This window comes from Dermacoccus sp. SAI-028 (assembly GCF_004346775.1).
GTDB classification, from domain to species: domain Bacteria; phylum Actinomycetota; class Actinomycetes; order Actinomycetales; family Dermatophilaceae; genus Dermacoccus; species Dermacoccus nishinomiyaensis.
Window position 1 is genome coordinate 1,919,222 of sequence record NZ_SMFS01000001.1, and the last position, 25,495, is coordinate 1,944,716.

General features: G+C 69.7%; 30 protein-coding genes and 2 tRNA genes. 8 read left to right on the top strand and 24 right to left on the bottom strand.

From position 1 onward, the window contains the following. Positions 1–187 precede the first annotated feature (187 nt). Entirely contained in the window at positions 188–652 is a 465-nt protein-coding gene (locus EDC82_RS08750) for a hypothetical protein (RefSeq protein ID WP_131941182.1), read from the top strand. On the opposite strand, the gene EDC82_RS14535 is transcribed toward EDC82_RS08750, so the two are convergent. The 3 genes from EDC82_RS14535 to EDC82_RS08760 all read right to left on the bottom strand — a co-directional run bounded on the left by EDC82_RS14535 (position 603) and on the right by EDC82_RS08760 (position 3,293). Beyond that, the gene (locus EDC82_RS14535; protein ID WP_160126212.1) at positions 603–761 is read right to left on the bottom strand and encodes a hypothetical protein; all 159 of its coding nucleotides are present in this window, start codon (positions 759–761) and stop codon (positions 603–605) included. The genes EDC82_RS08750 and EDC82_RS14535 overlap by 50 nt on opposite strands. Positions 762–869: 108 nt before the next feature. After that, the gene (gene hemW / locus EDC82_RS08755) at positions 870–2,102 is read right to left on the bottom strand and encodes a radical SAM family heme chaperone HemW (RefSeq protein WP_131941184.1); all 1,233 of its coding nucleotides are present in this window, start codon (positions 2,100–2,102) and stop codon (positions 870–872) included. A 72-nt stretch (positions 2,103–2,174) separates the two neighbouring features. After that, entirely contained in the window at positions 2,175–3,293 is a 1,119-nt protein-coding gene (locus EDC82_RS08760) for a TDT family transporter (protein WP_083607200.1), read from the bottom strand. Positions 3,294–3,377: 84 nt separating this feature from the next. Here EDC82_RS08760 and EDC82_RS08765 point away from each other — a divergent pair, with 84 nt between their 5' ends. After that, positions 3,378–4,313 (top strand): LysR family transcriptional regulator, encoded by a 936-nt coding sequence (locus EDC82_RS08765; protein ID WP_074045586.1) that lies wholly within the window; start codon positions 3,378–3,380, stop codon positions 4,311–4,313. 3 nt (positions 4,314–4,316) lie between these two features. Here the strand turns inward: EDC82_RS08765 and EDC82_RS08770 are convergent, their stop codons facing one another. The 3 genes from EDC82_RS08770 to lepA form a co-directional block, all read right to left on the bottom strand. Further along, positions 4,317–4,796 (bottom strand): hotdog fold domain-containing protein, encoded by a 480-nt coding sequence (locus EDC82_RS08770; protein ID WP_074045585.1) that lies wholly within the window; start codon positions 4,794–4,796, stop codon positions 4,317–4,319. A 93-nt stretch (positions 4,797–4,889) separates the two neighbouring features. Continuing rightward, positions 4,890–5,726 (bottom strand): tRNA (guanosine(46)-N7)-methyltransferase TrmB, encoded by an 837-nt coding sequence (gene trmB / locus EDC82_RS08775; protein WP_074045584.1) that lies wholly within the window; start codon positions 5,724–5,726, stop codon positions 4,890–4,892. Next, positions 5,723–7,564 carry a translation elongation factor 4 gene (gene lepA / locus EDC82_RS08780; protein ID WP_131941188.1) on the bottom strand — a complete coding sequence of 614 codons (1,842 nt, stop codon included), beginning with the start codon at positions 7,562–7,564 and terminating at the stop codon, positions 5,723–5,725. The genes trmB and lepA overlap by 4 nt, the downstream gene beginning before the upstream one ends. Before the next feature lie 338 nt (positions 7,565–7,902). Here lepA and EDC82_RS08785 point away from each other — a divergent pair, with 338 nt between their 5' ends. Further along, the gene (locus EDC82_RS08785) at positions 7,903–8,496 is read left to right on the top strand and encodes a rhomboid family intramembrane serine protease (protein ID WP_074045583.1); all 594 of its coding nucleotides are present in this window, start codon (positions 7,903–7,905) and stop codon (positions 8,494–8,496) included. A gap of 80 nt (positions 8,497–8,576) precedes the next feature. Here the strand turns inward: EDC82_RS08785 and EDC82_RS08790 are convergent, their stop codons facing one another. After that, positions 8,577–9,821 carry an MFS transporter gene (locus tag EDC82_RS08790; protein ID WP_006944205.1) on the bottom strand — a complete coding sequence of 415 codons (1,245 nt, stop codon included), beginning with the start codon at positions 9,819–9,821 and terminating at the stop codon, positions 8,577–8,579. A 170-nt stretch (positions 9,822–9,991) separates the two neighbouring features. Here EDC82_RS08790 and EDC82_RS08795 point away from each other — a divergent pair, with 170 nt between their 5' ends. Next, positions 9,992–10,621: a type II toxin-antitoxin system PemK/MazF family toxin gene (locus EDC82_RS08795; protein WP_006944316.1), complete on the top strand. Its 630-nt coding sequence runs from the start codon at positions 9,992–9,994 to the stop codon at positions 10,619–10,621. A gap of 106 nt (positions 10,622–10,727) precedes the next feature. On the opposite strand, the gene EDC82_RS08800 is transcribed toward EDC82_RS08795, so the two are convergent. Next, positions 10,728–11,204: a GNAT family N-acetyltransferase gene (locus EDC82_RS08800; RefSeq protein WP_006944311.1), complete on the bottom strand. Its 477-nt coding sequence runs from the start codon at positions 11,202–11,204 to the stop codon at positions 10,728–10,730. 177 nt (positions 11,205–11,381) lie between these two features. Between EDC82_RS08800 and EDC82_RS08805 the strand changes: the two genes are divergently transcribed. Both EDC82_RS08805 and EDC82_RS08810 read left to right on the top strand, forming a co-directional pair. Continuing rightward, on the top strand, positions 11,382–12,719 hold the full coding sequence (locus EDC82_RS08805) for an acyl-CoA dehydrogenase family protein (RefSeq protein ID WP_083607193.1): 1,338 nt from the start codon (positions 11,382–11,384) through the stop codon (positions 12,717–12,719). 64 nt (positions 12,720–12,783) lie between these two features. Next, positions 12,784–14,067 carry an acyl-CoA dehydrogenase family protein gene (locus tag EDC82_RS08810; protein WP_131941190.1) on the top strand — a complete coding sequence of 428 codons (1,284 nt, stop codon included), beginning with the start codon at positions 12,784–12,786 and terminating at the stop codon, positions 14,065–14,067. A gap of 175 nt (positions 14,068–14,242) precedes the next feature. Here EDC82_RS08810 and EDC82_RS08815 read toward each other — a convergent pair whose 3' ends face one another. Together EDC82_RS08815 and EDC82_RS08820 are read right to left on the bottom strand one after the other, a co-directional pair. Continuing rightward, on the bottom strand, positions 14,243–14,440 hold the full coding sequence (locus EDC82_RS08815; protein ID WP_131941192.1) for a hypothetical protein: 198 nt from the start codon (positions 14,438–14,440) through the stop codon (positions 14,243–14,245). Between the two features lie 6 nt (positions 14,441–14,446). After that, a complete protein-coding gene (locus EDC82_RS08820; protein ID WP_131941194.1) occupies positions 14,447–14,626 on the bottom strand; it encodes a hypothetical protein in 180 nt (59 codons plus the stop codon). Positions 14,627–14,670: 44 nt separating this feature from the next. Between EDC82_RS08820 and EDC82_RS08825 the strand changes: the two genes are divergently transcribed. Next, positions 14,671–15,192, top strand: a complete 522-nt coding sequence (locus EDC82_RS08825; RefSeq protein WP_131941196.1) for a hypothetical protein — start codon at positions 14,671–14,673, stop codon at positions 15,190–15,192. Positions 15,193–15,409: 217 nt separating this feature from the next. Here the strand turns inward: EDC82_RS08825 and EDC82_RS08830 are convergent. From EDC82_RS08830 to EDC82_RS08865, 8 genes are all read right to left on the bottom strand, one after another. Continuing rightward, a tRNA-Ala gene (locus tag EDC82_RS08830) sits at positions 15,410–15,482 on the bottom strand. 296 nt (positions 15,483–15,778) lie between these two features. Beyond that, a tRNA-Ala gene (locus tag EDC82_RS08835) sits at positions 15,779–15,851 on the bottom strand. Positions 15,852–15,947: 96 nt separating this feature from the next. Beyond that, positions 15,948–16,436, bottom strand: coding sequence for a DUF4442 domain-containing protein (locus tag EDC82_RS08840; protein WP_131941198.1), 489 nt, complete (start codon positions 16,434–16,436; stop codon positions 15,948–15,950). Beyond that, complete coding sequence (locus EDC82_RS08845; RefSeq protein WP_131941200.1) at positions 16,433–16,750, bottom strand: hypothetical protein; 318 nt, start codon at positions 16,748–16,750, stop codon at positions 16,433–16,435. The genes EDC82_RS08840 and EDC82_RS08845 overlap by 4 nt, the downstream gene beginning before the upstream one ends. Before the next feature lie 192 nt (positions 16,751–16,942). After that, positions 16,943–17,599 carry a histidine phosphatase family protein gene (locus tag EDC82_RS08850; RefSeq protein ID WP_006944190.1) on the bottom strand — a complete coding sequence of 219 codons (657 nt, stop codon included), beginning with the start codon at positions 17,597–17,599 and terminating at the stop codon, positions 16,943–16,945. After that, a complete protein-coding gene (rsfS, locus tag EDC82_RS08855; protein WP_006944260.1) occupies positions 17,596–17,970 on the bottom strand; it encodes a ribosome silencing factor in 375 nt (124 codons plus the stop codon). Before rsfS ends, EDC82_RS08850 begins: the two co-directional genes overlap by 4 nt. Next, positions 17,971–18,558, bottom strand: coding sequence for a nicotinate-nucleotide adenylyltransferase (nadD, locus tag EDC82_RS08860; protein ID WP_006944269.1), 588 nt, complete (start codon positions 18,556–18,558; stop codon positions 17,971–17,973). Positions 18,559–18,575: 17 nt separating this feature from the next. Next, positions 18,576–18,803, bottom strand: a complete 228-nt coding sequence (locus EDC82_RS08865) for a hypothetical protein (RefSeq protein ID WP_006944208.1) — start codon at positions 18,801–18,803, stop codon at positions 18,576–18,578. Between the two features lie 106 nt (positions 18,804–18,909). Here EDC82_RS08865 and EDC82_RS08870 point away from each other — a divergent pair, with 106 nt between their 5' ends. Then, positions 18,910–19,992, top strand: a complete 1,083-nt coding sequence (locus EDC82_RS08870) for a glycosyltransferase family 2 protein (RefSeq protein ID WP_074045627.1) — start codon at positions 18,910–18,912, stop codon at positions 19,990–19,992. 107 nt (positions 19,993–20,099) lie between these two features. Here the strand turns inward: EDC82_RS08870 and EDC82_RS08875 are convergent, their stop codons facing one another. From EDC82_RS08875 to proB, 6 genes are all read right to left on the bottom strand, one after another. Beyond that, positions 20,100–21,371 (bottom strand): glutamate-5-semialdehyde dehydrogenase, encoded by a 1,272-nt coding sequence (locus tag EDC82_RS08875; protein ID WP_040014386.1) that lies wholly within the window; start codon positions 21,369–21,371, stop codon positions 20,100–20,102. Then, a complete protein-coding gene (locus EDC82_RS08880) occupies positions 21,355–22,014 on the bottom strand; it encodes a NifU family protein (RefSeq protein ID WP_074045578.1) in 660 nt (219 codons plus the stop codon). Before EDC82_RS08880 ends, EDC82_RS08875 begins: the two co-directional genes overlap by 17 nt. Then, complete coding sequence (locus tag EDC82_RS14945) at positions 22,011–22,550, bottom strand: nucleoside recognition domain-containing protein (RefSeq protein WP_235006172.1); 540 nt, start codon at positions 22,548–22,550, stop codon at positions 22,011–22,013. Before EDC82_RS14945 ends, EDC82_RS08880 begins: the two co-directional genes overlap by 4 nt. Before the next feature lie 12 nt (positions 22,551–22,562). Next, on the bottom strand, positions 22,563–23,930 hold the full coding sequence (locus EDC82_RS08885) for a ferrous iron transporter B (RefSeq protein ID WP_235006174.1): 1,368 nt from the start codon (positions 23,928–23,930) through the stop codon (positions 22,563–22,565). After that, positions 23,927–24,163 carry a FeoA family protein gene (locus EDC82_RS08890; RefSeq protein ID WP_235006176.1) on the bottom strand — a complete coding sequence of 79 codons (237 nt, stop codon included), beginning with the start codon at positions 24,161–24,163 and terminating at the stop codon, positions 23,927–23,929. Before EDC82_RS08890 ends, EDC82_RS08885 begins: the two co-directional genes overlap by 4 nt. A gap of 88 nt (positions 24,164–24,251) precedes the next feature. Further along, positions 24,252–25,493, bottom strand: a complete 1,242-nt coding sequence (gene proB / locus EDC82_RS08895; protein ID WP_171969908.1) for a glutamate 5-kinase — start codon at positions 25,491–25,493, stop codon at positions 24,252–24,254. Positions 25,494–25,495: the final 2 nt, after the last annotated feature.

Genomic DNA, 25,495 nt, shown 5'->3' on the forward strand with positions numbered 1-25,495 from the left:
CGCCCCCACCCCTGACAACGTTCCCTCGGCACCCCGTGCCGCGGCGCTTCGTGCTACCCGATTTAAGAAAAGAATCATCATCCCTGCCCTGACCCCGGCCCCCCGTTAGCGCGAGGGCGTCGCCGCCGTCGACAAGCGTTCGGCGCTCAAGAACGTCCTCGGTGCCCTCGGCCTCCTGCTGCTCGCCATGTTCGCTGGCAGTCTCGTCGCCGCCGTCGGTGATCTGTTCGGCGACAGCGAGAACGGCCTCGTGACGCCGATCGGCGTCGTGACGATGGCGCTGCAGCTCGCGATCGCGGCCTTCGTCTTCCGCCGGGCCTGGCACATCACCTCACGCGACCTCGGCTTCGTCAAGGAGGGCGCGCTGGGTTCCTGGCTCGTCGGCGCACGGGGCGGCATCGCCGCCATCACCATCGTCTGGGGCGCCAACCACCTGCTCGGGGGCGTCGACTTCTCGCCCAAGATCACCGCCTCCGGAAAACGCGAACTCGCCCAGGATGAGCGAGGCGCCCGCGCCGATGAGGATCGCCCCCAGGACGCGGAAGACCGAACTCTCGGCCGCCGTGTTCATGACCGCGCCGGCCAAGCAGCGCGAAGATGCCTTAGACGGCGGGGTGAACGTGGACGCCGTCCTGGGAGACGTTGTCCTTGAACGGACCCTTGCCGGCGCGGATGAGGCGCGTCACGAGGAAGGTGACGACGAAGGAGATGAAGACGAACAGGAGCGGCAGCGTCGTCGTCGAGTAGTCGGAGCCGTTCATCGGCGCCCCCTTCGGTCGTCGGGGTCGGCGCAGGCGGGCACGCAGGGGCCCGGGGATCGCCCCTGAGGCAGGCCAGCCCCGGGAGGCGGGCGTCTCGGTGCGCGCGGCTCAGATCGCGAGCAGCGCCCGCACGACGGTGTCGGTGAGCAGGCGACCGCGCAGCGTCAGACGAACTCGTTTGTCGCGCACCGCTGACGGGCCGTCGATCAGCCCCGAGGCGACGAGGCCGGCGACGGCGCGTCGCCCGTCCTCGTCGAGAATGTCGAGAGGAAGTCCCTCGGCGAGGCGCACCTGGAGTAGGACGCGTTCCTCATAGCGCTGGCGCTCGTCGAGCAGTTCGCGTGCCAGCGCCGGCGAGAGCCCCGCGTTGACGCGTTGGGCGTAGGCGCGCGGATGCTTGACGTTCCACCAGCGCACGCCGCCGACGTGGCTGTGCGCGCCGGGGCCGACACCCCACCACGGCTCGTCGCGCCAGTACGCGAGGTTGTGGCGGCACTGCGTCTGCGGCGAGCGCGCCCAGTTCGACACCTCGTACCAGTCGTACCCGGCATCCGCGAGCAAGGCGTCGGCGAGCTCGTACTTGTCGGCCTCGTCGTCGTCATCGGGCAGGGGCAGCTCGCCGCGACGCACCTGCGCCCCCATCTTCGTGCCCTCCTCGACGACGAGGGCGTAGGCGCTGATGTGGTCGGGCTCCAGCGCGATCGCCGCGTCGAGCGAGGTGCGCCAGTCGTCGAGACTCTCACCCGGCGCGCCGTAGATGAGATCGATGCTGACCTGCAGCCCGACGTCCTTCGCGGCGCGCACGGCGCGTTCGACGTTGGCCGGGTCGTGCGTGCGCTCGAGCGTCGCGAGCACGTGCGGGACGGCCGACTGCATGCCGATGCTGACGCGCGTGAAACCACCGTCGGCGAGGGTGCGCAGGTAGGTCTCGTCGACCGAATCGGGGTTGGCCTCCGTCGTGACCTCGCACCCCTCGGCGAGACCGAACAGCTCGCGCGCCTTCGCGAGGATGCGGACGAGGTCGTCGGCGGGCAGCATCGTCGGGGTGCCGCCGCCGATGAAGACGGTCTCGATGACGGGGACGCCGCTGGGCGCCTCGCCCAGCTCACGTGCCGCGAGATCCAGCTCGCGCAGCGCGGCGTCCGCGTATGTGCTGACACTCGCGCCCGGCTCACCGAGCTCGGTGAGCGTGTAGGTGTTGAAGTCGCAGTAACCGCAGCGCGTCACGCAGAACGGCACGTGGACGTACAGCCCGAACGCACCGCCCGCCAGCGTCGCGAGCGCAGCGGACGGGAGGGCACCGTCGTCAGGGGCGGGGATTCCGTCGGGCATCTGCGGCATCTGGTCATTGTCGCACCGCTCGGCGTCGCACCGTTGCCGTCCATCCCTGCCGCGCCCAGCTCATCGCCGCGTTCAGGCGTGACGCAGAGCGCGCTGGTGACACACCGCGAGCAGCGAGCTGATCGCGCAGACGCTCCAGGTGCCGAGCAGGAAGAGATACAGCGCCGCACCGGCCCAGGTGAAGATCGCGTGGTGCGAGCTGAGCCCCAGCATCGACGAGCCAAGCACGAGCGTGCCGACGGGGAACGTCATGCCCCACCAGCCTGGGCTGAACGGCATGCGCTTCGTGAAGCCACGCACCGTCATGGCGAGCGCCCACGCGACGAGCGGCACCCCGATCGTCAGCATGACGTAGCCGTAGACGTGCCCGGCCTGGGTCACCGTCGTCGCGATCGGGCCCTGCAGCATCGACGCCGATTGCCTCGCGATGGCCTGCGCAGCCGCCGTCGACTGACCGACGACGCCGAGCGGCAGCCACGCGGTGATCGACGCCGCGAGCGGCAGCGGCTCGACGAGCCAGTGGTGGCGGTAGGCGATCGCGAAGATGATGACCCCGAGCACGAGCGCGACGAAGAAGCAGGCCGCGCTCGCGAGCAGCACCCATACGCGCGCCTGCGGGTCGCTCAGCCAACCGACGATGCCGGCGCCGGCGGTCGCCGAGACCATCGGCGGCACGACCGCCAGACCCCACGCGGTCGTCGGTGTGCTCGGGTCGGCGACGAGCAGACGGGCCGGCACGGCGACGGCGGTGGCGAGGCCGATGACGGTGCCGATGACCCACAGGACGAGGTCGGCCCGCCAGGCTGCGTCCCTCAGGCCCGCGGAGATTGTCGGGAGCACCGCCGATGTCGCCGAACCGACGGCGAGGACGCCCATCGAGACCATGCCCCACTGCGCCATCGCGACGGGGTTCGCGATGCTCGCACGCAACGCGTCGCGGTCACGAGCGATACGGACGACGAACGCGGCGGTGAGGGCGACGAGCAACGTACAGGCGATGAGCCAGAACACCACGGCGAGCAGGTGACCGAACGGGATGACGTCGGTGCGCAGTTCGCTCAGCGTCGCCAGGATGGCGCTGCCCATGACACTGCCGTACCAAGCCGGCGACGCCGCGGGCACCGTCGTGTTCGCGAAGAACGAGCCGGTGGTGCGGTGAGGCATGACGTCGGTGGCGGTGGCTGTGCTCATGGGTTCCATGCTCCCGCCGTGTCGGCTCGCCCGGTAGCCCTATATCCGGCATGGGGGTATGCGTTTCGCATATAGGCTGGAGTGGTGACGACCTGGCCCGACCTCGCGACGCTCGAACTGCTCGTGGCACTCGCCGATGAGGGCTCGCTCAGTGCGGCCGCCCGACGCTGCGGGGTGGCGCAACCCAACGCGAGTCGCAGCATCGCCCGGCTGGAGCGCGGGCTCGGCCTGTCGCTCATCCATCGCGCGACGACCGGTGCCCGCGTCACGACCGACGGCCTGCTCGTCGTCGAATGGGCGCGCGCGACGCTCGAGGCGGCGCGCGCCCTCGAGACGGGAGTCGCGGCACTGCGCGCTCGTACGCAGGCGCCCCTCGTCGTCATGGCGAGCCAGACGGTCGCCGAACACCTGTTACCGGGATGGATCGCGGGGTGGCAGCACGCCGCGGGTGGCGCGGGCGCCGGTGGCGCTTCCCCTCACGACCCATCGCTTGGCGAGACGCGCGGCATCTCGGTAGCCGTCGGCAACACGACGGAGGTGCTCGCCGCGGCACGCGGCGGTGAGGTGGATCTGGGGTTCATCGAGGGCCCCGGCGCTCCGCCAGGGTTGAACTCCGTCGTCGTCGCGCATGACGACCTCGTCCTCGTCGTCGCGCCGCAGCATCCGTGGGCCGCGCGCTCACGTGTCCGCGCCGAGGAACTGGCGGCCACACCGCTCGTCGCGCGCGAGTCGGGCTCGGGCACGCGGGTGGCCTTGCGCCGCGCCCTCGCGCCGCTCGATGTCGCTCCCCCGGCGCTCGAGCTGGCGAGCAACGCCGCCGTGCGGGTTTCCGCCGCGGCCGGGACGGCTCCCGCCGTCCTCAGCCGGCTCGCTGTCGACGACGCGCTGCGTGCGGGCACCCTCGTGGAGGTCGGCGTCGACGGCGTCGACCTCACCCGCAACCTGAGGGCCGTCTGGGCCGGCCCACGGCGGTTGACGAACCCCGCCGCCGCGGCGCTTCTGGCCACGGCGGCGGGGTGAACGTCACTTCTTCTTCTTGGCCGAGACGTAGATCGGGATGATGCCCTCGACGGCGACCGTGCCGTCCTCGACGAGGCGCCCCGTCACCTTGACGTCGACCTGGAACGGCGGCTCCTTGTCCCAGTCCTCCGGCGTCGTCTCGGCGATGCACTCGATGTCGCCGGGCGTCTTCGCGACGTAGTCGAGCGTGATGCCCTTGGGGATCCAGCGCATGTCGTCGGGCGTCGTCGCCTCCGCGAGCAGCCCCATGGCGCACTCCATGCCGTTGGCGATGGCGATGGCGTGCACGGTGCCGATGTGGTTCTGCACACCCCACCACTTCTTGATCTTCACGACGCCGCGGTGCGGCTCCATCGTCTGGATCATCGGGGCGACCGTGCGGAAGTAGGGCGCCTTGAGCGCGAACGCGGCCGAGAACGCTGCGCGCCCCGCCTTGTCGTTCTTCGCTGTGAGCTTCTTGTACATGCCGTAGACCTGATTCATGGCCCCAAGGTTACCCGCGAGTATCGCGTTCGCGCCCGATCAGCCGCGCCGGGGACACCGAGCCCGAACGCCGTGGGGGCCGCGCGGCACCGCTCAGTTGGCTCGCTTCACCTCGAGGTCGCGCACGATGCGCTCGACCTTGAGACCCTTCGTCTCGAAGCGGGTCGTCGTGCGGCCCTCGAAGCGCGGCGCGAACCCTCCGCGCGCGCCCTCGGGATCGACGTGGGCGTCCCCGGCGTCCGCGAGGCGCCCGGTCCACGGGTTGGTGAAGCGCGGCGACGCCTCGGCGACGTCACGCATGTGCCAGGCATAGTCGGCCCAGTCGGTCGCGAGGCGCCAGGTGCCGCCGGGCACGAGGACGTCGGCGACGACGTCGGCGAAGCCGAGCTGCACGAGACGACGCTTGTGGTGCTTCGTCTTCGGCCACGGGTCGGGGAAGAACGTCCACACCTCGTCGACGCTGCCCGGCGCGAAGAGCCGATCGAGCGCTTCGGAGGCGTCGATCTCGATGAGACGCACGTTCGTCACGCCCGCGTGGACGGCCTTCGAGATCGTCTGCGCGATGCCGGGACGCCACACCTCCAGAGCGATGAAATCCGTCTCGGGGTGCTCGAGCGCTGCATGGACGATCTGATCCCCCGCGCCCGAACCGATCTCGACGACGAGCTTCGCCCGGCGTCCGAACACCTCGGCGATGTCGAGCCGGAAACCATCGACGGGCTCGGTCGTCCCCGGCTTGCGGGGAACGTCGAGGACGTACTGCTCACCGTTGTCACTCAGCGCACGATGGTGACGCTCCGGCATCCGGCCGCCGCGGCGCGTGAACGAGCGCGTGCGTGCGAGCGGGCGCGGCCCGACCTGCGGGTGCTCCCCCGCGCCCTCCGACGGCTGGCCGGACGTCGCACCCGGAACGTAACCGGGCTTGCTCACTTCTTCTTCTCCGCCGACTCGCCCTGGCTGAGCGCGGCGATGAAGGCCTCCTGCGGCACCTCGACGGAACCGACCATCTTCATGCGCTTCTTGCCCTCCTTCTGCTTCTCGAGCAGCTTGCGCTTGCGGCTGATGTCGCCGCCGTAGCACTTGGCGAGCACGTCCTTGCGGATGGCGCGGATGTTCTCACGGGCGATGACGCGCGTGCCGATGGCCGCCTGGATCGGCACCTCGAACTGCTGACGCGGGATGAGCTCCTTGAGCTTCGTCGCCATCATCGTGCCGTAGGCGTACGCCTCGTCGCGGTGCACGATGGCGCTGAACGCGTCGACGGTGTCGCCCTGCAGCAGGATGTCGACCTTGACGAGGTTGGCGCTCTGCTCCCCCGCGGGTTCGTAGTCGAGCGAGGCATATCCGCGCGTCTTCGACTTGAGGGCGTCGAAGAAGTCGAACACGATCTCCGCGAGCGGCAGCGTGTAGCGCATCTCGACGCGCTCCTCGGACAGGTAGTCCATGCCGAGCAGGTTGCCGCGACGGGCCTGGCACAGCTCCATGACGGCGCCGATGTACTCGCTCGGCACGAGGATCGTCGAACGCACGACGGGTTCGGTGATGTCGGCGATCTTGCCCTCGGGGAACTCGCTCGGGTTCGTCACCTCGCTGACGACGCCGTCGTCCGTCGTCACCCGGTAGACGACGTTCGGCAGGGTCGAGATGAGGTCGAGGTTGAACTCTCGCTCGAGGCGTTCACGCGTGATCTCCAGGTGCAGCATGCCGAGGAAGCCGACGCGGAAACCGAACCCGAGCGCTGCCGACGTCTCCGGTTCGTAGACGAGCGCCGCGTCGTTGAGCTTCAGCTTGTCGAGGGCGTCACGCAGGATCGGGTAGTCGGAACCGTCGATCGGATACAGACCCGAGAACACCATCGGCTTCGGGTCGGAGTAGCCGCCGATCGCCTCGGACGCGGGCTTCGCGGCGTTCGTGACCGTGTCACCGACCTTCGACTGGCGCACGTCCTTCACGCCGGTGATGAGGTAGCCGACTTCGCCGACGGACAGGCCCTTCGTCGGGATCGGCTCGGGCGAGTTGACGCCGATCTCGAGCAGCTCGTGCGTCGCGCGCGTCGACATCATCTCGATCTTCTCGCGCGGGCTGAGCCGTCCGTCGACGACGCGGACGTAGGTAACGACGCCGCGGTAGGTGTCGTAGACGGAGTCGAAGATCATGGCGCGGGCCGGCGCGTCGGCGTCACCGACGGGGGCAGGCAGCTTCTCGACGATGACGTCGAGCAGTTCCTCGACACCGACGCCCGTCTTGCCGGAGACCTTGAGTACGTCCTCCGGTTCGCAGCCGATGAGGCCGGCGATCTCCGCGGCGTACTTCTCGGGCTGCGCGGCCGGCAGGTCGATCTTGTTGAGTACCGGGATGATCGTGAGGTCGTTCTCCATCGCCAGGTACAGGTTGGCGAGCGTCTGCGCCTCGATGCCCTGCGCGGCGTCGACGAGCAGGACGGCGCCCTCGCACGCGGCGAGCGAACGCGACACCTCGTAGGTGAAGTCGACGTGCCCCGGCGTGTCGATCATGTTGAGGCAGTAGGTCGTACCGTCGAGCTCCCACGGCATGCGCACAGCCTGGCTCTTGATCGTGATGCCGCGCTCGCGCTCGATGTCCATGCGGTCGAGGTACTGCGCACGCATGGCCCGATCCTCGACGACGCCCGTCTTGCTCAGCATCCGGTCGGCGAGCGTCGACTTGCCGTGGTCGATGTGCGCGATGATGCAGAAGTTGCGGATCTGCTCCGGCGGCGTCGCGGCGGGCTCGAGTGCCTTGCGGGCCATGGGTGACAACGTGATACCTCGAAGTTCGTCGGGTCGGTGTTCGCCGCCGCGCGCCCTGGAGGCGGCGATGACGCATCGATCTGCGGCCGCCCGTCGCGCCCCGCGAGGAGCACACCGGCGACCCTTCATTCTTTCACGCCCCGACACCCCTGCCGCACGCGTCACGTACGACGGCCGACGCGACACGTGCATCCAGCGCACGCGAAGAGAGCCCCACTACGATGCGAGACAGATACGCGTCGATCGGGTGTCGTCGAGCACGCGTTGTCGAACCGACGACGCATCACCCACGCCATACCGGTGGACCCGACGAGCCACTCCCCACAGGAGGCCAGCCCATGGATCTCGACCACACCCTTCGCCCCGCGGCAGAGCGCGTCAAGCAATCCGCCGTCGTCTCCGCACTGATCGTCGCCGCGCTGTGGATCATCGAGGCCCTCGACGTGCTGACGCACCACGCCATCGACGCCGCCGCCTCCCTGAAGGCCTGGGAGGTGAGCGACCTGTGGTCGATCTTCACCATGCCGTTCGCACACTACGGGTGGGCTCATCTCGAGGCGAACAGTGCGTTGCTGCTGCCGCTCGGGTTCGTCCTCGCCCTCAGCGGCCTGGCCGTCCTCGCGCGTGTGACGTTCATCGTCACGTGCACGTCGGGGCTCGCCGCGTGGCTGCTCAGCCCGCCGTACACGGCCGTCGCTGGTGCCTCGGGCGTCGTCTTCGGGTGGCTGACGTACCTCATGGTCCGAGGATTCTGGACGCGCCGCTGGCCCGAGGTCGTCGTGGGGCTCGTCCTCGCCGTCGTCTACGGCAGCGTGCTGTGGGGTGTGCTTCCGCAGAGCACCCACGTTTCGTGGCAGGGTCACCTCGGTGGCGCGATCGGCGGTGTTCTCGCCGCGAAGCTCGTCAGCGATCGGACGGCGTCCTCAGGCTGATCCGCACGGCCCGAGCGTGCCCACGATGACGGCAGAGCTGGGCGAATCAGCGCGGCCACCTCGCGCCACCAGGGGCGCGCTCAGCCTGCGACGGCGGCGCGGCGCGACGTCCATGCCGAGACCAGCGTGATGACGGCGCCCGCCGCCGCGAGCACGGCACCGACGCGCGAGCACCACTCGTACCCGAGCCCCGCGTCGAGGACGACGCCGCCGAGCCAGGCGCCGAGGGCGTTGGCGGCGTTGAGCGTCGCGTGGTTGAGAGCGGCCGCGAGCGACTGGCCCTCGTGGGCGACGTCCATGAGCCGCGTCTGGATCATCGGCACCATGATCGTCGGCACGCAGCCGAGCAGGAACACGAACACGACCGCGCTGACCTTGTTGTGCGCGGCGAAGCCGAAGAGCGACAGGATGATCGCGATCGTCACGAGGCAGCCGAAGATGCCGCGCATGAGCCCGCGCATGGCGACGCGTTCGGACAGGAACGCACCCGCCGTCATGCCGATGCCGTAGATGACCAGGATGACCGGCACGACGGCGTCCGAGAAGCCGGTGAGCTCCGTCATCGTCGGCGCGATGTAGCTGAACGTCGAGAACATGCCGCCGAAGCCGACGACACCGATCGCGAGCGCGAACCACACCTGCGGGCGCGTCAACGCCTTCAGTTCACCGGTGACGGACGTGACGCCCAGGGAGCCCTGGTGCGGGATCCACAACCACACCGCAACGACGGTGAGCAACGCGATGACGGCGACGAGGGCGTACGGCCACTGCCAGCCCAGATGCTGCCCGAGCCACGTCGAGACGGGCACGCCGACGATGTTCGCCACCGTCAGGCCAGCGAGCATCATCGACACGGCCCAGGTGCGCCGGTGCTTCTCGACGAGGGTGGCCGCGACGACGGCGCCGATGCCGAAGAACGCGCCGTGCGGCATGCCCGCGACGAAGCGCGCGAGCAGCAGCATCGGGTAGCTCGAGGCGAGCGCCGAGCCGATGTTGCCGACGAAGAACGCGACCATGAGTCCGAGCAGGACGTTCTTGCGCGGCACCTTCGCGAACAGCATCGTGACGAGAGGCGCACCGACGACCACGCCGAGCGCGTACGCCGACACCGCGTGACCGGCGCTCGGAATCGAGATGCCGAGACCCCGCGCGATCTGCGGCAGCAGACCCATCGTGACGAACTCCGTCGTGCCGATGGCGAAACCGCCGAGCGCCAGCGCCAGGATCGCCAGACCGGCTCGCGGGTAGCTGCCGTGGCGGTTCGAGCGTTCGGCGTCGACGGCCTCGTCGTCGCAGATGTCATGCAGCGCGGTTGCTTCGGTCACCGATCCATTCTTCCGCACCCGTACCCCTACCCCGAGCCGCTGAGGGGGTGCGCACGGCGTGCGTTTCATCACCCGTCGTCACCTGCGTCCGTCGTTCGTGTGAGAGCGCAACCGGGCGGCCGGCGCGTGCCCCGCACCCGGCGCTCGCCCGGACGGGCTACGTTCGGACCATGAACCTGCGCACCGTCGCCGTCCGCCTCTCCCGCGCCCTCGCACGTGGGGGCATGAATGCGCTCCTCGACCCCGAACGCCGTGGAACGTCGTCCACGCGGCGCCGCGCCGACGCCACGGTCGGGCCCGACGGACGCCGCGCGGGTGCACCGACGTCGCACCGTCACGACGACGCGCCCAACGCTCGTCCGGCCGGCTCTGCGCACCCGTATGGTGGCGACTGGACGGCCCCGCTACCCGCGACGGCCTATGCGCCGCATGACGACGGGCATCCCGATCCGGGTGAGGTCGTGTGGGCGTGGGTGCCGTACGAGGAGGACCACTCGCAGGGCAAGGATCGTCCGGTTCTCGTCATCGCCCGGCACCCGGAGCTGGAAGACGTCGTCCTCGCGCTTCCACTGACGAGCAAGGATCACGACCGTGACGCCGCGCAGGAAGCTCAGGCGGGGCGTCACTGGATGGACGTCGGCTCCGGCGCCTGGGACAACCGCGGACGACGCAGCGAGGTGCGCCTCGACCGAGTCCTGCAACTCGACGTCACCAGGGTGCGACGCGAGGGTTCACACATCGACGAGCAGACGTTCGACGCCGTCGTCGCCGCCGCCCGCACCCGCTCCCTGGGCCGCTGAGCACCCGCCCCAACGGCGAATCCCGTCCACATCGGCGATTGTCGTCCACCTCTGCGAAGCTCGGTCACATTCGCGCGACGTCATCGACGCAGCGGGCGGCCGAGAGTCACAACGCCATCGACAGGTGCTGGAACGGCCCTTCGTCGCTGAAACCGGCCTTGCGGTAGAGCGCGTCGCCGCTCTCGGTGGAGAACAGCGAGACCCAGCCGGCCTCCTGCTCGCGACACCACTGCAGTGCGGCGTCGAGCAGTGCCGTGCCGCAGCCGCGGCCGCGGAACTCGGCGTCGGTGCACATGTCGCCGACGTACGCCGAGCGACCCGAGCCGTCGGGGCCGGGCAGGTGCTGTTCGACGGTCGCCGTCACGCACGACGCGAGCGGCGAGCCGGGGCCCGCGCCCTCGACGCGGTCGATGACGAAGCACGCGTACCCGTCGGAGGCGAGCAGCTGGCGCGCGACGCGGGCGCACCGTTCGCGCCACGCGTCGTCGAGTTCGATGTCGAAGGGCCACCCGTCGATCATGAGCAGCGCCTTGAGGCGCACGATCTCGGGGACGTCATCCTGGGTGGCGCGGCGAATGTTCACGATCCGCACCCTAGCGCGGCACGCCCCGGAGCGGGTCGTCCTCGCCCGCACGCCAGTCCCCGGTTACCGATACCGCGCGTACCTACGTTCAGGTAACCTCGGCTTCAGCCGCGTGTCACGCCGCCTCGAACGGCGCTCGCACACCCCGACGCACCGCCACTCACGGAAAGGGCCGAGATGACTTCGACCACCAACCAGGCCTCCCTCGCCGACAAGGGCCAGGCCATCGCACTGCGCCTTCTCGCCAAGGCCGGCGGGCACGATCTGCTCAAGAACCCGGCGATCCGCTCCAAGGTCGAGCGTGCCCTCTACCAGGGCAGCAAGTCCGGTTTCAAGGCTCAGACGGTGGCCGGGCGCGCCTTCACCAAGAAGGCCGGCTCGGGCGACGCGGCACGCACCGCCCCGACGAAGCCGCGCCGCGAGTTCGACCTGACGCCCACCGAGGATCAGGAGACGATCGCCGCCGTCGCCGCCGAACTGGCCGACGAACTGCTGCGTCCCGCCGCGGCGAAGGCCGACGCGGAGCGCGCCCTGCCCGACGAGATCCGTGCGCAGGCCACCGAGATGGGCCTGACGCTCGTCGGCGTCCCGGCCGAGCTCGGCGGCATCGCCGAGGAGCGCAGCGCCGTGATGACGGCCCTCGTTCTCGAGCAGCTCGCCCGCGGCGACATGGGCCTCGCCGTTGCGATCATGGCACCGGCCGCCGTCGCGACCGCCATCGCGGGCTACGGCACGTCCGCGCAGCAGGAGACCTACCTGCCCGCCTTCACCGACGAGAAGAAGCCCGCCGTCGCCGCGCTCGCGCTCGCCGAAGCGGGCCCGCTCGCCGACCCGCGCACCCCCGCGACGACGGCCACCCGGGACGGCGCCGACCTCGTCATCACCGGCGAGAAGGCGCTCGTGCCGTGCGCCGATGCCGCCGAACTGTTCGTCATCAGCGTCATGCTCGACGGCGCCGCGCGCCTCGTCATCGTCGAAGCCGGCACCGAGGGCCTGACGACGAGCGACGAGCCGGCGATGGGCGTGCGCGCTGCGCACACCGGGCGCCTGCACCTCGCCGGGGTGCGCGTGCCCGCCGAGAACCTGCTCGGCAAGGCTGACGACACCCTCGATGCCATCCGCCGCTCGCGCCTCGCGTGGGCCGCCCTCGCGTGCGGCACCGGCCGCGCCGTGCTCGATCAGGTCAGGCAGTACGTCGTCGAGCGCAAGGCGTTCGGTGAGCCGATCGGTCACCGTCAGGCCGTCGCGTTCACCGTGTCGAACATCGCGATCGAACTCGATGGGCTGCGCCTCGTCACCCTGCGCGCCGCGGCGCGTCTCGACGCCGGAGACGACGCCGGTGCCGCCGAGACCATCGCTCACGCCCGTGCGCTCGTCGGGATGCACGCCACGCAGATCGGCTCCGACGCCGTGCAACTGCTCGGCGGACACGGCTTCGTCAAGGAGTTCGACAACGAGCGTTGGTACCGCGACCTGCGCGGCGCCGGCGTCCTCGAAGGTGGCGTCAGCGTCTGAGCTCGCCGCTCCGCTGCGCCACCAGCCCTCCTCTTTCCGCGTCTTTTCAGCAAAGGACCCAGTGATGATCGACCTCGAGATCCCGAAGAAGTTCGTCCCCCTTGTCAAGCAGGCCGGCTCGATGGCCGACGAGGTCTTCCGCCCCGTCAGCCGCAAGTACGACCTCGCCGAGCACACCTACCCCGCCGAGCTCGACCTCGTCTCCGCCCTCATCGACGGCATGACCGACTCGGGTGCGAACAACGGCGCGGGCGCCGCCGGTTCCACGCGCGCCAAGGACGGCACCGACCAGGCCCCGGCCAGCACTGACGCCGACGAGGCGACGGGCGTGACGAAGCCCGCGTCCGGCACGAAGGCCGGCAAGGTCAACAAGAACGGCGCCAACATGAGCTCGGCGCTGTCGATCATGCAGACGTGCCGTGGTGACGTCGGGCTGACGCTGTCGATCCCGCGTCAGGGCCTCGGCAACGCCGCCATCGCCGCCGTCGCGAACGACGAGCAGAAGGAGCGCTACGGCAACCGCTGGGCTGCCATGGCGATCACCGAGCCCGACACCGGCTCGGATTCGGGCAACATCCGTACGACCGCGACGAAGGACGGCGACGAGTACGTCCTCAACGGCGAGAAGATCTTCGTCACCTCCGGTGAGCGCGCCGAACTCGTCGTCGTATGGGCGACGCTCGAGCGTTCGCTCGGCAAGAAGGCGATCAAGTCGTTCGTCGTCGAGCGCTCCAACCCTGGCCTCAAACTCGTGCGTCTCGAGCACAAGCTCGGCATCCGCGCCTCCGACACGGCGGCGTTCGTCCTCGAGGACTGCCGTGTGCCCGCGAACGATCTGCTCGGTGACCCCGAGATCCGCACCGAGGGCGGCTTCGGTGGCGCGATGCAGACGTTCGACAACACGCGCCCCCTCGTCGCGGCGATGGCCGTCGGTCTGACGCGCGCCTGCCTCGACTTCACCCGCACCGCCCTCGAGAAGGCCGGCCACGGCCAGGACTGGGACGCACCCGTCGCCGCCCAGACGTACGCCTCGGCGCGCCTCGTGCAGATGGAGGCCGACTACGAGTCGGCGCTACTGCTGACGTTGCGTGCCGCGTGGATGGCCGACAACGGCAAGCCCAACTCGATGGAGGCGTCGATGGCGAAGGCGAAGGCGGGCCGCACGTGCGTCAACGTCGCGCTGCAGTGCGTCGAACTCGTCGGAGTCGACGGCTACGCCGAGAGCGAGCTGCTCGAGAAGTGGGCGCGTGACGCGAAGATCCTCGACATCTTCGAAGGCACGCAGCAGATCCAGTTGCTCGTCGTCGCTCGTCGCCTGCTGGGTCTGACAAGTGGGCAGCTGAAGTAATCTCGCTCCCCTTGTCGATCATCGCCCGGAAACGCCTCGTCCCTGACGCGTTTGCGGGCGATGATCGTTCGGCGGGGCGCACTGCGCGCGGGGCGGCGGCCTTCTCACCAGAAGCATCGCTCGTGAAGTTGAATCGTGAAGTGACCCCCGGTGTCACAGCCATACGAGACATGGGTCAGATTGTGGTGTGACCACCTGATGCAGCCTCTTCGCGAACGCCAAGTGCCGCGCGCTGTTCATCTCTCGGATGCTGCTCATGGTCAGTGCCGTCATGGGGGACGTTCGCGCTGGGCGTCGTGATGTTCGACCAGACCCGCTCCCCCTTGTTGACCGCGCTGGTCATGTTCGGCCGGCCACTGGTCCAGCTCGTCACGTCGCGCTACCTGCTCGCCTCGAGCGACCTCCTGCGCCCGCGCACCGCCATGATGATGACGGGCGTCGTCGCCGCCTGCGTCGACAGCATCCAGGTCATCCCGTCACTGCCGTGGTGGATGCGCTTCGTGCTCGTCGCCGTCATGCACTCCGCCCTCGCCGCGACCATCGCGCTGCTGTCGGACATCGTGCCCAAGGAAGCGTTCGTCCTCGGGCGCGCAAACGCTCAACATGACGGTGAGCACCGTCCAGGTCGTCGGCAACGCCCTCGGCGCCATCCTGCTGAGTGGTTGGCCCCCACGAACCTGTTCCTCATCTCCGCCGGGGCGGCCGTCGTCGCCGTCATCGGCACCCGCATCGGCCTGCAGGACTACCGGCCAACGACTCCTGCTGCCGCTGCGCCTGCTGCTCGCCGCACCGTTCCTCGTGTTCGCCCTCCACCCGCCGATCGTGCTCGCCGCGCTTTTGGGCGGCCTCGCCGCCATCGGCTACGCGGCCGCCCTGCCCCTGCAAGAACGCCTCGTCGTATCCATCGACCTCGCCACCAAGGGCCAAGCCTTCGGCCTGCTCAGCACAGGCACCATGGTCGACCAAGCCGCCGGCGCGCTGCTCATCGGAGGCATCGCCGGTGTTGTCGGAGCCGCTGCCGCCATGACGATCGCCCCTGTGCTCGCCATCATCACGTCGCTGATACTCATGCCGGCGCTGCGCGGGACGATGCCTGCCGATGACAAAGCCGTGGCGATGGCGTGACGATGGGCTCACGCGGCGTGGCGGCGAGGTTCACGCGCTTCGCGCGTCGTGGCGTGGCGGCGCGAGGTCCAAGCGCTTCGCGCGTCGTGGAGCTATGGGGACTCCGTCGGGCTCGCTAGCGCTCGCCCTCCTCCTCGAGTCACAGAGTTCAACAGAGATAGAGAAAGACCCTCACCGAACGAAAACCGTGTACGGTGAGGGTCTTTATCTGTCTCGGTGGAGCTATGGGGATTCGAACCCCAGACCTCTTCCATGCCATGGAAGCGCGCTACCAACTGCGCCATAGCCCCGAGACCCACTCGCGTGGGAACTCGCAGAACGTTACCTCCTCGACGCAGCAAGTCCAACTCGAGTTCACCCCGATGCGACGACTCCTCAGGGTCACGCGCTGCGTGCGTGCACCGCTGGGGCGTCGCGCGTCCCAGCGTCGCGCAGGCACACGGGCTTCGCGCGTCGGACCTATGGGGACTCTGTCGGGCTCGCTGACGCTCGCCCTGCTCCTCGAATCACAGAGTTCGATCAAAGACAGAAACAGAGGACCACCCAGACGAAAAGCGTGTCTGGGTGGTCCTCTGTCTCTGTCTTGTGGAGCTATGGGGATTCGAACCCCAGACCTCTTCCATGCCATGGAAGCGCGCTACCAACTGCGCCATAGCCCCGCACTCAGCTCGTGAGCAACCCGTGTACCTTAACCGGCCGGTCACCCACGAAGCAAATCACCCGCACGCACGCCGCGAACCTCGACCCACGAACGGTCACGCCGCCTTCGGACGCTTCTTGCGCACGTACACGAGACGCCTCGCATGCGCGACGACCGTGCCGTCAACCAACGTCAGATCACACACGAACCAGCGCAATACCTTCGACCCGTCAGCGGCCTGCGCACGGATCTCCTCGACGACGTCCTTGGGCATCTCGTACACGCCGTACACCGTCGATGTGCCCGGCGAACGGAACTCGATCTCACACGCCTGATCCCACACGAGATACTCCGGACCCAACTGATGCATGAGCAGCAACGGGAAGAAGGCATCCGTCATCGCGTTGATCGACCCACCGAACGCCGTGCCGTTCTGGTTGCGATTCAGCCGATTGAGCTTGAGTTCGACGCGCGCTTCGCTCCAGTCGTCCGAGAACGACTTCACCCGCAATCCCATGCCCACCAGCGGCGGGTAGAAGTTCATGAGCCGCCCGAACGTGCGCGGCGACATCCGCTTGCGCTCGCGCCCCGCGTGCCGACTCATCGCCGCACCTCGTCCCCGCGACGGGCCTCGTCCGCACGGCCCGCGACGGGCACACCCACGAGACGGTTGATCGCCGGTGAGGCCAAGCCCATCCCGACACCACCGAGGATCGGCGGCAACCACGCCCCGAACGCGTCGTCGAGGACGCTGTCAGGAAGGAGGGACCGCGCCACGAGAATGACGGCGACGAAGGCCACCAACCCGAGCGCGAGAGCCGCGAGAACGCGAAGCCACTCCGGGCGCCCCATCGGTCGAGAACCACCCTCGATCCCCAACCATCGCTCCATCGACGTGCTGCTGCCGTGCTCGCTCACTTGAGCCTCTCTCCTCGTCCGCGTGCGATCCGCCCTGATCATGCCACGCCTGACGCGGCGCCGACGGCCCCTTCACGAGGTTGCCCCACCCCCACTCCGCCGCGAGCACCAAGCCCGGAAACCGAGACATGAATGCCGATCCGCCGACACGGCAAGACGCGGCCGCACCACAGAGCCCACGAGCCCGCAGGCTCACTCCCCCGCGTTCCAGCGTTCGATGGCCCAACCACCATCGCGACGCTCGACGAGCGTCACCCAGTGGCAGTTGTCGATGCTCCGGAACGACGTGCGCACGGTCTGCGGCGTCAGCCCCGCCAACGCACCCGCCACCCCGCGGATGACGGCGCCGTGCGTCACGACGAGCACACTCTCCCCCGGGGTTGCCGACGACACGGCATCACGCACGCCCGCCTCGACGCGTGCCGTCGCCTCGGCGAGCGTCTCGCCGCCGTCACCGCGCCGGACGTCGTCGCCACGCGCGATCGCGGCCGACGCGTCGGGCCAGCTCGCAGCGACCTCGGCGTGCGTCAGACCGGCCCACGCACCCATGTCGATCTCGACGAGCCGAGCGTCCTCGGTGCGCACGAGCGGCCGACCGGCCAGGTCGAATGCACCCTTGAGCACGGACGTGGTCTGCGCCGCGCGCCGCGCCGGCGACGTCACGAGGCGCGTGATCGAACCGTCGCGCACGAGCAGCGCCGCGGCACGCTCGGCCTGGCGGAGCCCCACGTCGTCGATCGGCACGTCCAGGCGGCCCTGCCAGCGCCCCTGCTCGTTCCACGCCGTGCGCCCATGACGCAAGAGAATGACCCGCCGCAGCGGGTCATTCTCGGGGGACGTCGGCGTCACGCGTCGGCGGGCTCGTCGAGCTCGAGTTCGATGACGGGGCAGTCCTGCCACAGGCGCTCGAGGTCGTAGAACTCGCGGTCCTCCTCGTGGAAGGCCTGCAGGACGATGTCACCGAAGTCGATGAGCACCCAACGCCCGGAGGCGCGGCCCTCACGTCGCTGAGGCTTCGCGCCGAGCGGCAGCAGCGCCTCCTCGACGGCGTCGACGATGGCGTTGACCTGACGCTCGCTCTCCGCGGAGGCGATCACGAACGTGTCGGTGATGGCGAGCTGATCACTCACGTCGATCGCGGTGATCGACGTGGCGAGCTTGTCCGCGGCGGCCTGGGCGGCAGCTCGCGTCAGCTCGAGGGAACGGTCTGTTGCGGACACTCAGTCCTCCTGGAGGGAGCCCGCTCGGGGCCCGTAAAGCTGGTACTTGTGGATGTACTGCACGACGCCGTCGGGCACGAGGTACCACACGGGTTTGCTCGCACGCACCCGGTCACGGCAGTCGGTCGAGCTGATCGCCATGGCCGGGATCTCGAGCAGGGTGACGCGATCGTGCGGCAGCCCCGCGTCACTGAGCTCGTGCCCGGGGCGCGTGACGCCGATGAAGTGCGCCAGCTCCCACAGCTCGTCGACGCCCTTCCACGACAGGATCTGCGCGAGCGCGTCGGCCCCTGTGATGAAGAACAACTCCGAATCGGGACGCAGCCGCTTGAGGTCCGTCAACGTGTCGCGCGTATACGTCGGGCCCTGACGGTCGACGTCGACGCGGCTCACGCTGAAGCGCGGGTTAGACGCCGTCGCGATGACCGTCATGAGATAACGGTGCTCGGCCGGCGCGACATCTCGTCCGGCCTTCTGCCACGGCTGACCCGTGGGCACGAAGATCACCTCGTCGAGGTCGAGGAGGCTTTGAACCTCACTCGCCGCGACGAGGTGACCGTGGTGAATGGGGTCGAACGTGCCGCCCATGACCCCGATTCGTGATGTCAGTGGTTCACACCCTGGTTCTGACCCCCACCTCGCACACCGGCGGGGCCGTGGCCCTTGGGGGCACCGTAGCGGGCCGCGGTGTTGCGGAAGGCCCACAGCAGCGCGAACAACAGGCCGAAGATGCACAGGGCCATCAGACCGAAGGCCCACGGCGGCATGGCGATGTGGTTCTCCTCGAGCTCCGGAACATCCACAGCGGCGACAAGCGAAACGAACGACGTCATGAAAGCAAGGATACTGCCTCAGCACAGCCCGATGACAGCGACCCTTCCTAACGTCTCGATCGACACGGTGCCACCGCGCACGAGCCGATCCGCCGAGAAGGTAGCCATGACCTCCCACCCCAGCCTCGACACCCTCCCCAACGGCGCACCCCACCTGTCCGTCGTCGTCCCGATGTACGACGAGCAAGAGGTCCTGCCCCTGTTCGCCGAACGCCTGCGCCCCGTCCTCGACGGGCTCGAGGTGCCGTACGAGGTCGTGTGCGTCGACGACGGATCCCGCGACGCGACCGCGTCGCTCCTGCACGCGATGCGTCGGACGTGGCCGCAGGTGCGTCTCATCCAGCTGCGCGCGAACTCCGGGCACCAGGCGGCGATCAGCGCGGGCCTCGCCCGAGCCCGGGGACGCTGGATGGTGACGATCGACGCCGATCTGCAGGATCCACCCGAGGTGATCGCCCAGATGCTCGAGGTGGCCGAGCGAGAACACGTCGACGTCGTCTACGGCGTGCGCACCGACCGCAGCACCGACACCGCCTTCAAGCGCGTCACCGCCGAGGCGTTCTACGCACTCATGCATCGCCTCGGCGCGCGTGGGGCAATGAACGCCGGCGACTTCCGACTCATGTCGCGCACGACCGTCGACGCCGTCCTCGCGCTGCCGGAGACCAACCGGGTGCTGCGCCTCGTCGTGCCGGCCCTGGGCTTTCCGTCGGCCGACGTCGGCTACCGCCGCGACGAGCGGGCCGCCGGCGAGTCGAAGTACCCGTTGAGCAAGATGATCAGGCTGACGCTCGACTCCGTCACGGGCGTCTCCAGCGCTCCGCTGCGCCTCGCGACGTGGTTCGGTCTCGCCGGCTTCGTCCTCGCCTTCGCGGTGGCCGCATTCGCCGTCGTCTCGAAGCTGACGGGTCACTCGATCACCGGATGGGCGTCCACGATCGTCGTCGTCAGCGGCTTCGGCGCGCTGCAGCTGCTGTGCCTCGGCGTGCTCGGCGAGTACGTGGGCCGCCTGTTCCAAACGGCCCAGGCACGCCCGACCCACTACGTCGCCTACGACTCGTTCGAGGCCGGGGGCCAGGGCACGGGCGATGATGCTCGCTCCGGCGTCGAGACACAGAGTGGTTCCCGCGCAGACGGAACACACCCCGTCGCCGAACCCGGGTTCGAGGTGCTCGCCCAGGCGTCATGACGCTCCGGGCGCCGGGCGGTGGGCGCCGGGCCGCGACGAACGCGCTTCAGGCGCCGAGCGTCACCCCGAAACGTCGGGACCGTCGTCAGGATGCGGCGCGAGTGACGTCAGCGGATCTGGCCGTCGCCGTCGACGATCCACTTCGTCGTCGTCAGCTCCGCGAGCGCCATCGGGCCGCGTGCGTGCAGCTTCTGCGTCGAGATGCCGATCTCGGCGCCGAAGCCGAACTCGCCGCCGTCGGTGAAACGCGTCGAGGCGTTGATCATGACGACGGCCGAGTCGACCTGCGCGGCGAACGTGCGCGCTGCCGCGCGGTCCTCGGTGACGATGCAGTCGGTGTGATGCGTCGAGTAGCCATCGATGTGGGCGATCGCCCCCTCGAGGCTGTCCACGACACCGACCGACATCTCGAGGCCGTGGAACTCGGTGCCCCACGCCTCATCCGTGACGGGCTGGGTCGCGACGCCACCGGCGAGGGCAGCGGCGCGTTCGTCGGCGTGCAGGACGACACCGCGCTGGGCGAGCTCGGTGAGCACGCGGGGCAGAAACGTCTCGGCGACGTCGGCGTGCACGAGCAGACTCTCGGCCGCGTTGCACACGCTCGGCCGGTGCGTCTTGGAGTTCACGGTGATGTCGAGCGCCATGTCGAGATCCGCCGCGCGATCGACGTAGACATGGACGTTGCCCGTGCCCGTCTCGATGACCGGCACGCTCGAACCGGTGACGACCGCCTCGATGAGCGCGGCCCCACCGCGCGGGATGACGAGATCGACGAGACCGCGCGCGGTGATGAGCGCCGTCACGTCGTCGTGGCCGCCGTCGAGCAACTGCACCGCATCGGCGGGGAGTCCCTGCTGTTCGTACGAGGCGCGCAGTGCCTCGACGATCGCGGCGTTCGTCGCCGCCGCGGCCGAGCCGCCGCGCAGGATCATCGCGTTGCCGCTCTTCAATCCGAGCCCCGCTGCGTCGACGGTGACGTTGGGGCGCGCCTCGTAGATCATGCCGACGACCCCCATCGGCACGCGCACCTGCTTGATCTGCAAGCCGTTGGCGAGAGTGTTGCCGCGCGTCACCTCGCCGACGGGGTCGGGCAGCGCCGCGACGTCGCGCAGCGCCTGCGCGACCTGGGTGACGCGTTCGGGCGTCATCCGCAGCCGATCCTGCAGGCTCTCGCTCATGCCGCCCGCAGCGCCCCGCGCCAGGTCCTCCTCGTTCGCCGCGACGATCGTCGCGGACGCGGCCTCGACGGCGTCGGCGAGCGTCAGCAGCGCGGTATCCTTCTCGGCGCGCGAGAGCAGCGCGAGGCGTTTCGACGCGGCGCGCGCCGCGCGACCGGCGGTCTCGATGCGGTGACGGGTTTCTTCAGCGACGTCGCTCATGCGCCCACTGTAGGAGCGCACGCCCGCCTCGCTCCAGTCCGCCCGAGCGCTTCTTCACGGTGTGGGCACGCACCTCGCGCACCACGCCGACCCGCGCGCGCAGCTCGTCCTCGATGCGCCGGTGCAGCGTCATCGCCGCCGCGGGGCAGCCGTCGCACGCGCCCGTGAGGCTGACGGTGACGACGCCGCGCTCGACGCCGATCAGCGTGATGTCGCCGCCGTGCGAGTGCGCCACTTGCTCGGCGACGTCCGCGACGACCACTCGGGCCTGCTCGGCGATCTCGGTGTCGTCGGCAGCGCCCTCGTCGAATTCGCCCACGGCGTCCCCGTCGGCGTTGCTCGAGGCATCGCTCGGCTCGACGCCGCCGGGCTCACGCGCAACGAATCGGCTCGACGTGTCAGCAAGCACGTCGCTCAGCGCGTCGCGCACGGCTGCTCCGTCACTCGCCCACGTGTGCGGCGCGCGCAGCCTGACGACGAGCGCGCCCGGTTCGCTGACCATGTCGCCGGCGCCCGCGCGCGTCAGCGCCTCGGGCCACGCCGCGAGCGCTCCGAGCGGGACGTCGCACCGCGCTCCGGAGAAGCGCCACCGCACGACGTCTGGATCGGGTGTTGCCTCCGGGTGCAGGGCGAGGTCGCTCATGTGAGCGCGAGCACGATGTGGCGAGCGAGGAACGCCATGCCCCATGCGAGGACGAACATGTACGCCCACGCGATCGCCGGCCAGCGCCACGTGTTCGTCTCGCGACGCATGATCGCGATGGTCGAGACGCACTGCAGGGCGTAGACGAAGAACACGAGCAGCGCGACGACCGTCGCCGTCGTGAAGACGAGCTGCCCGGCGTGCGGGCCGTCGCTGAACGTCATCTTCATGAGCGCCGCGCGCGGGTCCTCGGGGTCGGTCGCGCTCGCCACCTGCCCGAGCGTCGCGACGAAGACCTCGCGCGCACTCGTCGCGCCGAGCAGCCCGACGCAGATGTGCCAGTCGAACCCGAGCGGCGCGAAGATCGGCTCGATGAACCGCCCGATCGAGGCGGCATACGAGTGGTCGATGACGTACGCGGCCTTCTCGGTGTCGCCCATCCCGGCGGTCTCGGCGCCGCGGGCCGGGAAGTTGAGCAGCACCCACAGCGCGACCGTCGTCGTCAGGATGATGCCGCCGGCCTTGCGCAGGAACATACGCACCGAGTGTTACATCGTCGTCACGACGTTGCGGATCGACGGGAAGCGGTACGGCGGCATCTCCATGTAGAACGGCAGCGACGCATCGCGCAGCGCCGTCGCCTTGAACACGGCGACCGCGACGAGGGCCGACAGCCCGCCGAGCACGTACAACCCGAAGAGCACGAGGCCCTGCGCGTTGAACGGCCCGTACCGCTGCCCCGGTTCGACGAGCAGCGACGTCAGCAACACGTAGACAGGCAGGCGCGCCGAGCACGTCATGAGCGGCGCAGTGATGATCGTCGCGATGCGGTTGCGTGACGAAGGGATGGTGCGCGTCGCCATGATGCCTGGCACCGCGCATGCGAACGAGCTGAGCATCGCGACGAACGCGCGGCCCTCCAGCCCCGTGGCGGCCATGATCCGGTCCATGAGGAACGCCGCGCGCGACAAGTACCCGACGTTCTCGAGCAGTGACAGGACGAGGAACAGCAGCATGATCTGCGGCACGAAGACGAGCGTCGCGCCGACACCACCGATGATGCCGTTGCCGACGAGTGAGGCGAGCGTGTCGTTCGGGATGTGTTGCGCCTGGGCGCCGAGCCACGCGAACCCCTGCTCGACGAGATCCTGCAGCGGCGCGGCGACGGTGAAGATGGCCTGGAAGAACAGGAACATCGTCGCGAAGAACACGGCGAGACCGGCGACCGGGTGCAGCAGCACCGCGTCGATGCGCCGCGAGCGCGTGTCCTGCCCGGCGGGCGTGTACTCGGCGGCCGCGAGCACCGAACGCGACCATGGCGCGAGCTGCGCATCCTGCGTCGGCGGGCTGACGACGGGCCGCGTCCAGGCGGGGACGTCGGCGAGCAGGGCGCGGATGTCGTCGACCCCCGCGCCCGTCGCCGCCATGACGGCCCGCACCGGCACGCCGAGGGCCCGCTCGAGGGCTGCGACGTCGAGGCGGCCGCCGCGCGCGTGCAGTTCGTCGATCATCGTGAGGGCCAGCATCGTCGGCTTGCCCAACGCGATCGCGCGCGCGAGGAAGGGCAGCGAGCGTCGCAACGTCGTGGCGTCGGCGACGACGATGAGCGCGTCGGGTGCCGGCACGCCGTCGAGTCGGCCGGCGAGGGCATCGACGACGACCTGCTCGTCGGGGCTCACGGCCTCGAGGCTGTAGGTGCCCGGCAGATCCTCGAGGACGAGGTTCGTCTCGCCTGCGCGCACGTCTCCGAACGAACGCGACACCGTCACGCCCGGGTAGTTGCCCGTCTTCGCGCGCAGACCGGTGAGTCGGTTGAAGAGGCTTGACTTGCCGGCGTTCGGCGCGCCCAGCAGCGCGACGCGGGTGCTCGTCGCGGCGTCCGCTGTCGCGACGTCATCGGGGGCGTGGCAGCTCACAGGACGTCGACGCGGATGGCACCCGCGTCACGCCGACGCAGGCAGAGTTCGTATTCGCAGACACGGAAGACCATCGGATCGCCCATCGGCGCACGGCGCACGACCTCGATCTGTTCACCCTCGCGGAAGCCGAGCTCGCGCAGGCGACACAGGACGGCGTCGGCGCACCGGGACGCATCGAATCCGACGACGGTGGCGTGGGAGCCGGGCCGCAGCAGGTCGAGAGTCGTCATGGGCCTCACCTTCGGAGCACTCGCATCGTCGCGGGACGCGGCGATCATAGGCAAGGCTCACTTTACTCCCCCGGGCCGAACAAGTGGCTCAGGGCAGCAGCACCAGATGATCGCGGTGGACGAGGCTGCGCTCGAAAGCCGGGCCGATGGCGTCGCTCAGATCGCGAGTCGTGCGCCCCATGGCACGGTGCACGTCGGCGACGTCGTAGTTGACGAGCCCGCGCGCGAACACGTGGCCGTGACGGTCGGCGAGGTCGACGGCGTCGCCTGCGAGGAATCGCCCCTGCGCCTCGATGACACCCGCGTGAAGCAGCGAGCGCCCCTTCGTCCGCACGGCCTCGACTGCGCCATCGTCGAGCACGAGGCGCCCGGCCGGGTGCGTCGCGTGCGCGAGCCACAGGCGTCGCGCGCTGCGACGACGACCTGTCGGCGCAAATGCCGTGCCCACCTGCTCGCCGAGCAGCGCGTGGCGCGCGTTCGGCATCGACGTCAGCATCGTCGGGATGTCGGCTGCGGTCGCGATGCGCGCCGCGTCGACCTTCGTCCGCATGCCCCCGGTGCCGACACCGGATCCGGTGCCGCCGATCTCGACGTCATCCATCGCGGCGACGTCCGCGACGAACGGGATCCGCGAGGTGCCCTCGCGGCTCGGCGGACCGTCATAGAGGGCGTCGACGTCCGAGAGCAGGATGAGCGCGTCGGCGTCGACGAGGTGTGCGACGAGCGCCGCGAGCCGGTCGTTGTCACCGAAGCGGATCTCCTGCGTCGCGACCGTGTCGTTCTCGTTGATGACGGGCACCGCGCCGAACTCGAGCAGCGTCTGCAGCGTCGAGCGGCCGTTGAGGTACGTGGCGCGGCGGGTGACGTCCTCCGTCGTCAGCAGCACCTGCCCCATCGTCAGCCCGAGACCCTGGAACAGCAGCGAGTACGCGGACATGAGCTGTCCCTGCCCGACGGCAGCTGCGGCCTGCGCCTGCGGCAGCTCCGTCGGGCGCGTCGGCATGCCGAGCTGGCCCATCCCCGCAGAGATGGCTCCGGAGGAGACGAGCAGCACCTCCTTGCCCGCGTGCCGACGCTCGGCCAGCACCCCGACGAGCTCCGTCAGCGCCTCGTGGTTGATGCCGCCGCTCGTGTGGGTGATCGAACTCGACCCCACCTTGACGACGACGCGCTTGGCTTCGCGGACCTGCGCGCGCACCGCGTCGCCGTCGACGGCAGGGGTCGTCGGGGGCGTCTGCGGGGCGTGCTCGGCATGATCGTGCTCGTCGCGCACGTCAGCCGCACGCGTGGCGTGCTCGTCGGGCATGGTCGTCGTGGCGTCTGCGTTCATCG

What these genes read in the sequence shown, in the direction of transcription:
- EDC82_RS08750 (WP_131941182.1), top strand. Translation starts at nt 188, where the DNA reads ATGTTCGCTGGCAGTCTCGTCGCCGCCGTCGGTGATCTGTTCGGCGAC.
- EDC82_RS14535 (WP_160126212.1), bottom strand. Translation starts at nt 761, where the DNA reads ATGAACGGCTCCGACTACTCGACGACGACGCTGCCGCTCCTGTTCGTC.
- hemW (WP_131941184.1), bottom strand. Translation starts at nt 2,102, where the DNA reads ATGCCGCAGATGCCCGACGGAATCCCCGCCCCTGACGACGGTGCCCTC.
- EDC82_RS08760 (WP_083607200.1), bottom strand. Translation starts at nt 3,293, where the DNA reads ATGAGCACAGCCACCGCCACCGACGTCATGCCTCACCGCACCACCGGC.
- EDC82_RS08770 (WP_074045585.1), bottom strand. Translation starts at nt 4,796, where the DNA reads ATGAATCAGGTCTACGGCATGTACAAGAAGCTCACAGCGAAGAACGAC.
- lepA (WP_131941188.1), bottom strand. Translation starts at nt 7,564, where the DNA reads ATGGCCCGCAAGGCACTCGAGCCCGCCGCGACGCCGCCGGAGCAGATC.
- EDC82_RS08785 (WP_074045583.1), top strand. Translation starts at nt 7,903, where the DNA reads ATGGATCTCGACCACACCCTTCGCCCCGCGGCAGAGCGCGTCAAGCAA.
- EDC82_RS08795 (WP_006944316.1), top strand. Translation starts at nt 9,992, where the DNA reads ATGAACCTGCGCACCGTCGCCGTCCGCCTCTCCCGCGCCCTCGCACGT.
- EDC82_RS08805 (WP_083607193.1), top strand. Translation starts at nt 11,382, where the DNA reads ATGACTTCGACCACCAACCAGGCCTCCCTCGCCGACAAGGGCCAGGCC.
- EDC82_RS08810 (WP_131941190.1), top strand. Translation starts at nt 12,784, where the DNA reads ATGATCGACCTCGAGATCCCGAAGAAGTTCGTCCCCCTTGTCAAGCAG.
- EDC82_RS08820 (WP_131941194.1), bottom strand. Translation starts at nt 14,626, where the DNA reads ATGTCCGACAGCAGCGCGATGGTCGCGGCGAGGGCGGAGTGCATGACG.
- EDC82_RS08825 (WP_131941196.1), top strand. Translation starts at nt 14,671, where the DNA reads ATGACGGTGAGCACCGTCCAGGTCGTCGGCAACGCCCTCGGCGCCATC.
- EDC82_RS08840 (WP_131941198.1), bottom strand. Translation starts at nt 16,436, where the DNA reads ATGAGTCGGCACGCGGGGCGCGAGCGCAAGCGGATGTCGCCGCGCACG.
- nadD (WP_006944269.1), bottom strand. Translation starts at nt 18,558, where the DNA reads ATGGGCGGCACGTTCGACCCCATTCACCACGGTCACCTCGTCGCGGCG.
- EDC82_RS08865 (WP_006944208.1), bottom strand. Translation starts at nt 18,803, where the DNA reads ATGACGTCGTTCGTTTCGCTTGTCGCCGCTGTGGATGTTCCGGAGCTC.
- EDC82_RS08870 (WP_074045627.1), top strand. Translation starts at nt 18,910, where the DNA reads ATGACCTCCCACCCCAGCCTCGACACCCTCCCCAACGGCGCACCCCAC.
- EDC82_RS08875 (WP_040014386.1), bottom strand. Translation starts at nt 21,371, where the DNA reads ATGAGCGACGTCGCTGAAGAAACCCGTCACCGCATCGAGACCGCCGGT.
- EDC82_RS08880 (WP_074045578.1), bottom strand. Translation starts at nt 22,014, where the DNA reads ATGAGCGACCTCGCCCTGCACCCGGAGGCAACACCCGATCCAGACGTC.
- EDC82_RS14945 (WP_235006172.1), bottom strand. Translation starts at nt 22,550, where the DNA reads ATGTTCCTGCGCAAGGCCGGCGGCATCATCCTGACGACGACGGTCGCG.
- EDC82_RS08890 (WP_235006176.1), bottom strand. Translation starts at nt 24,163, where the DNA reads ATGACGACTCTCGACCTGCTGCGGCCCGGCTCCCACGCCACCGTCGTC.
- proB (WP_171969908.1), bottom strand. Translation starts at nt 25,493, where the DNA reads ATGAACGCAGACGCCACGACGACCATGCCCGACGAGCACGCCACGCGT.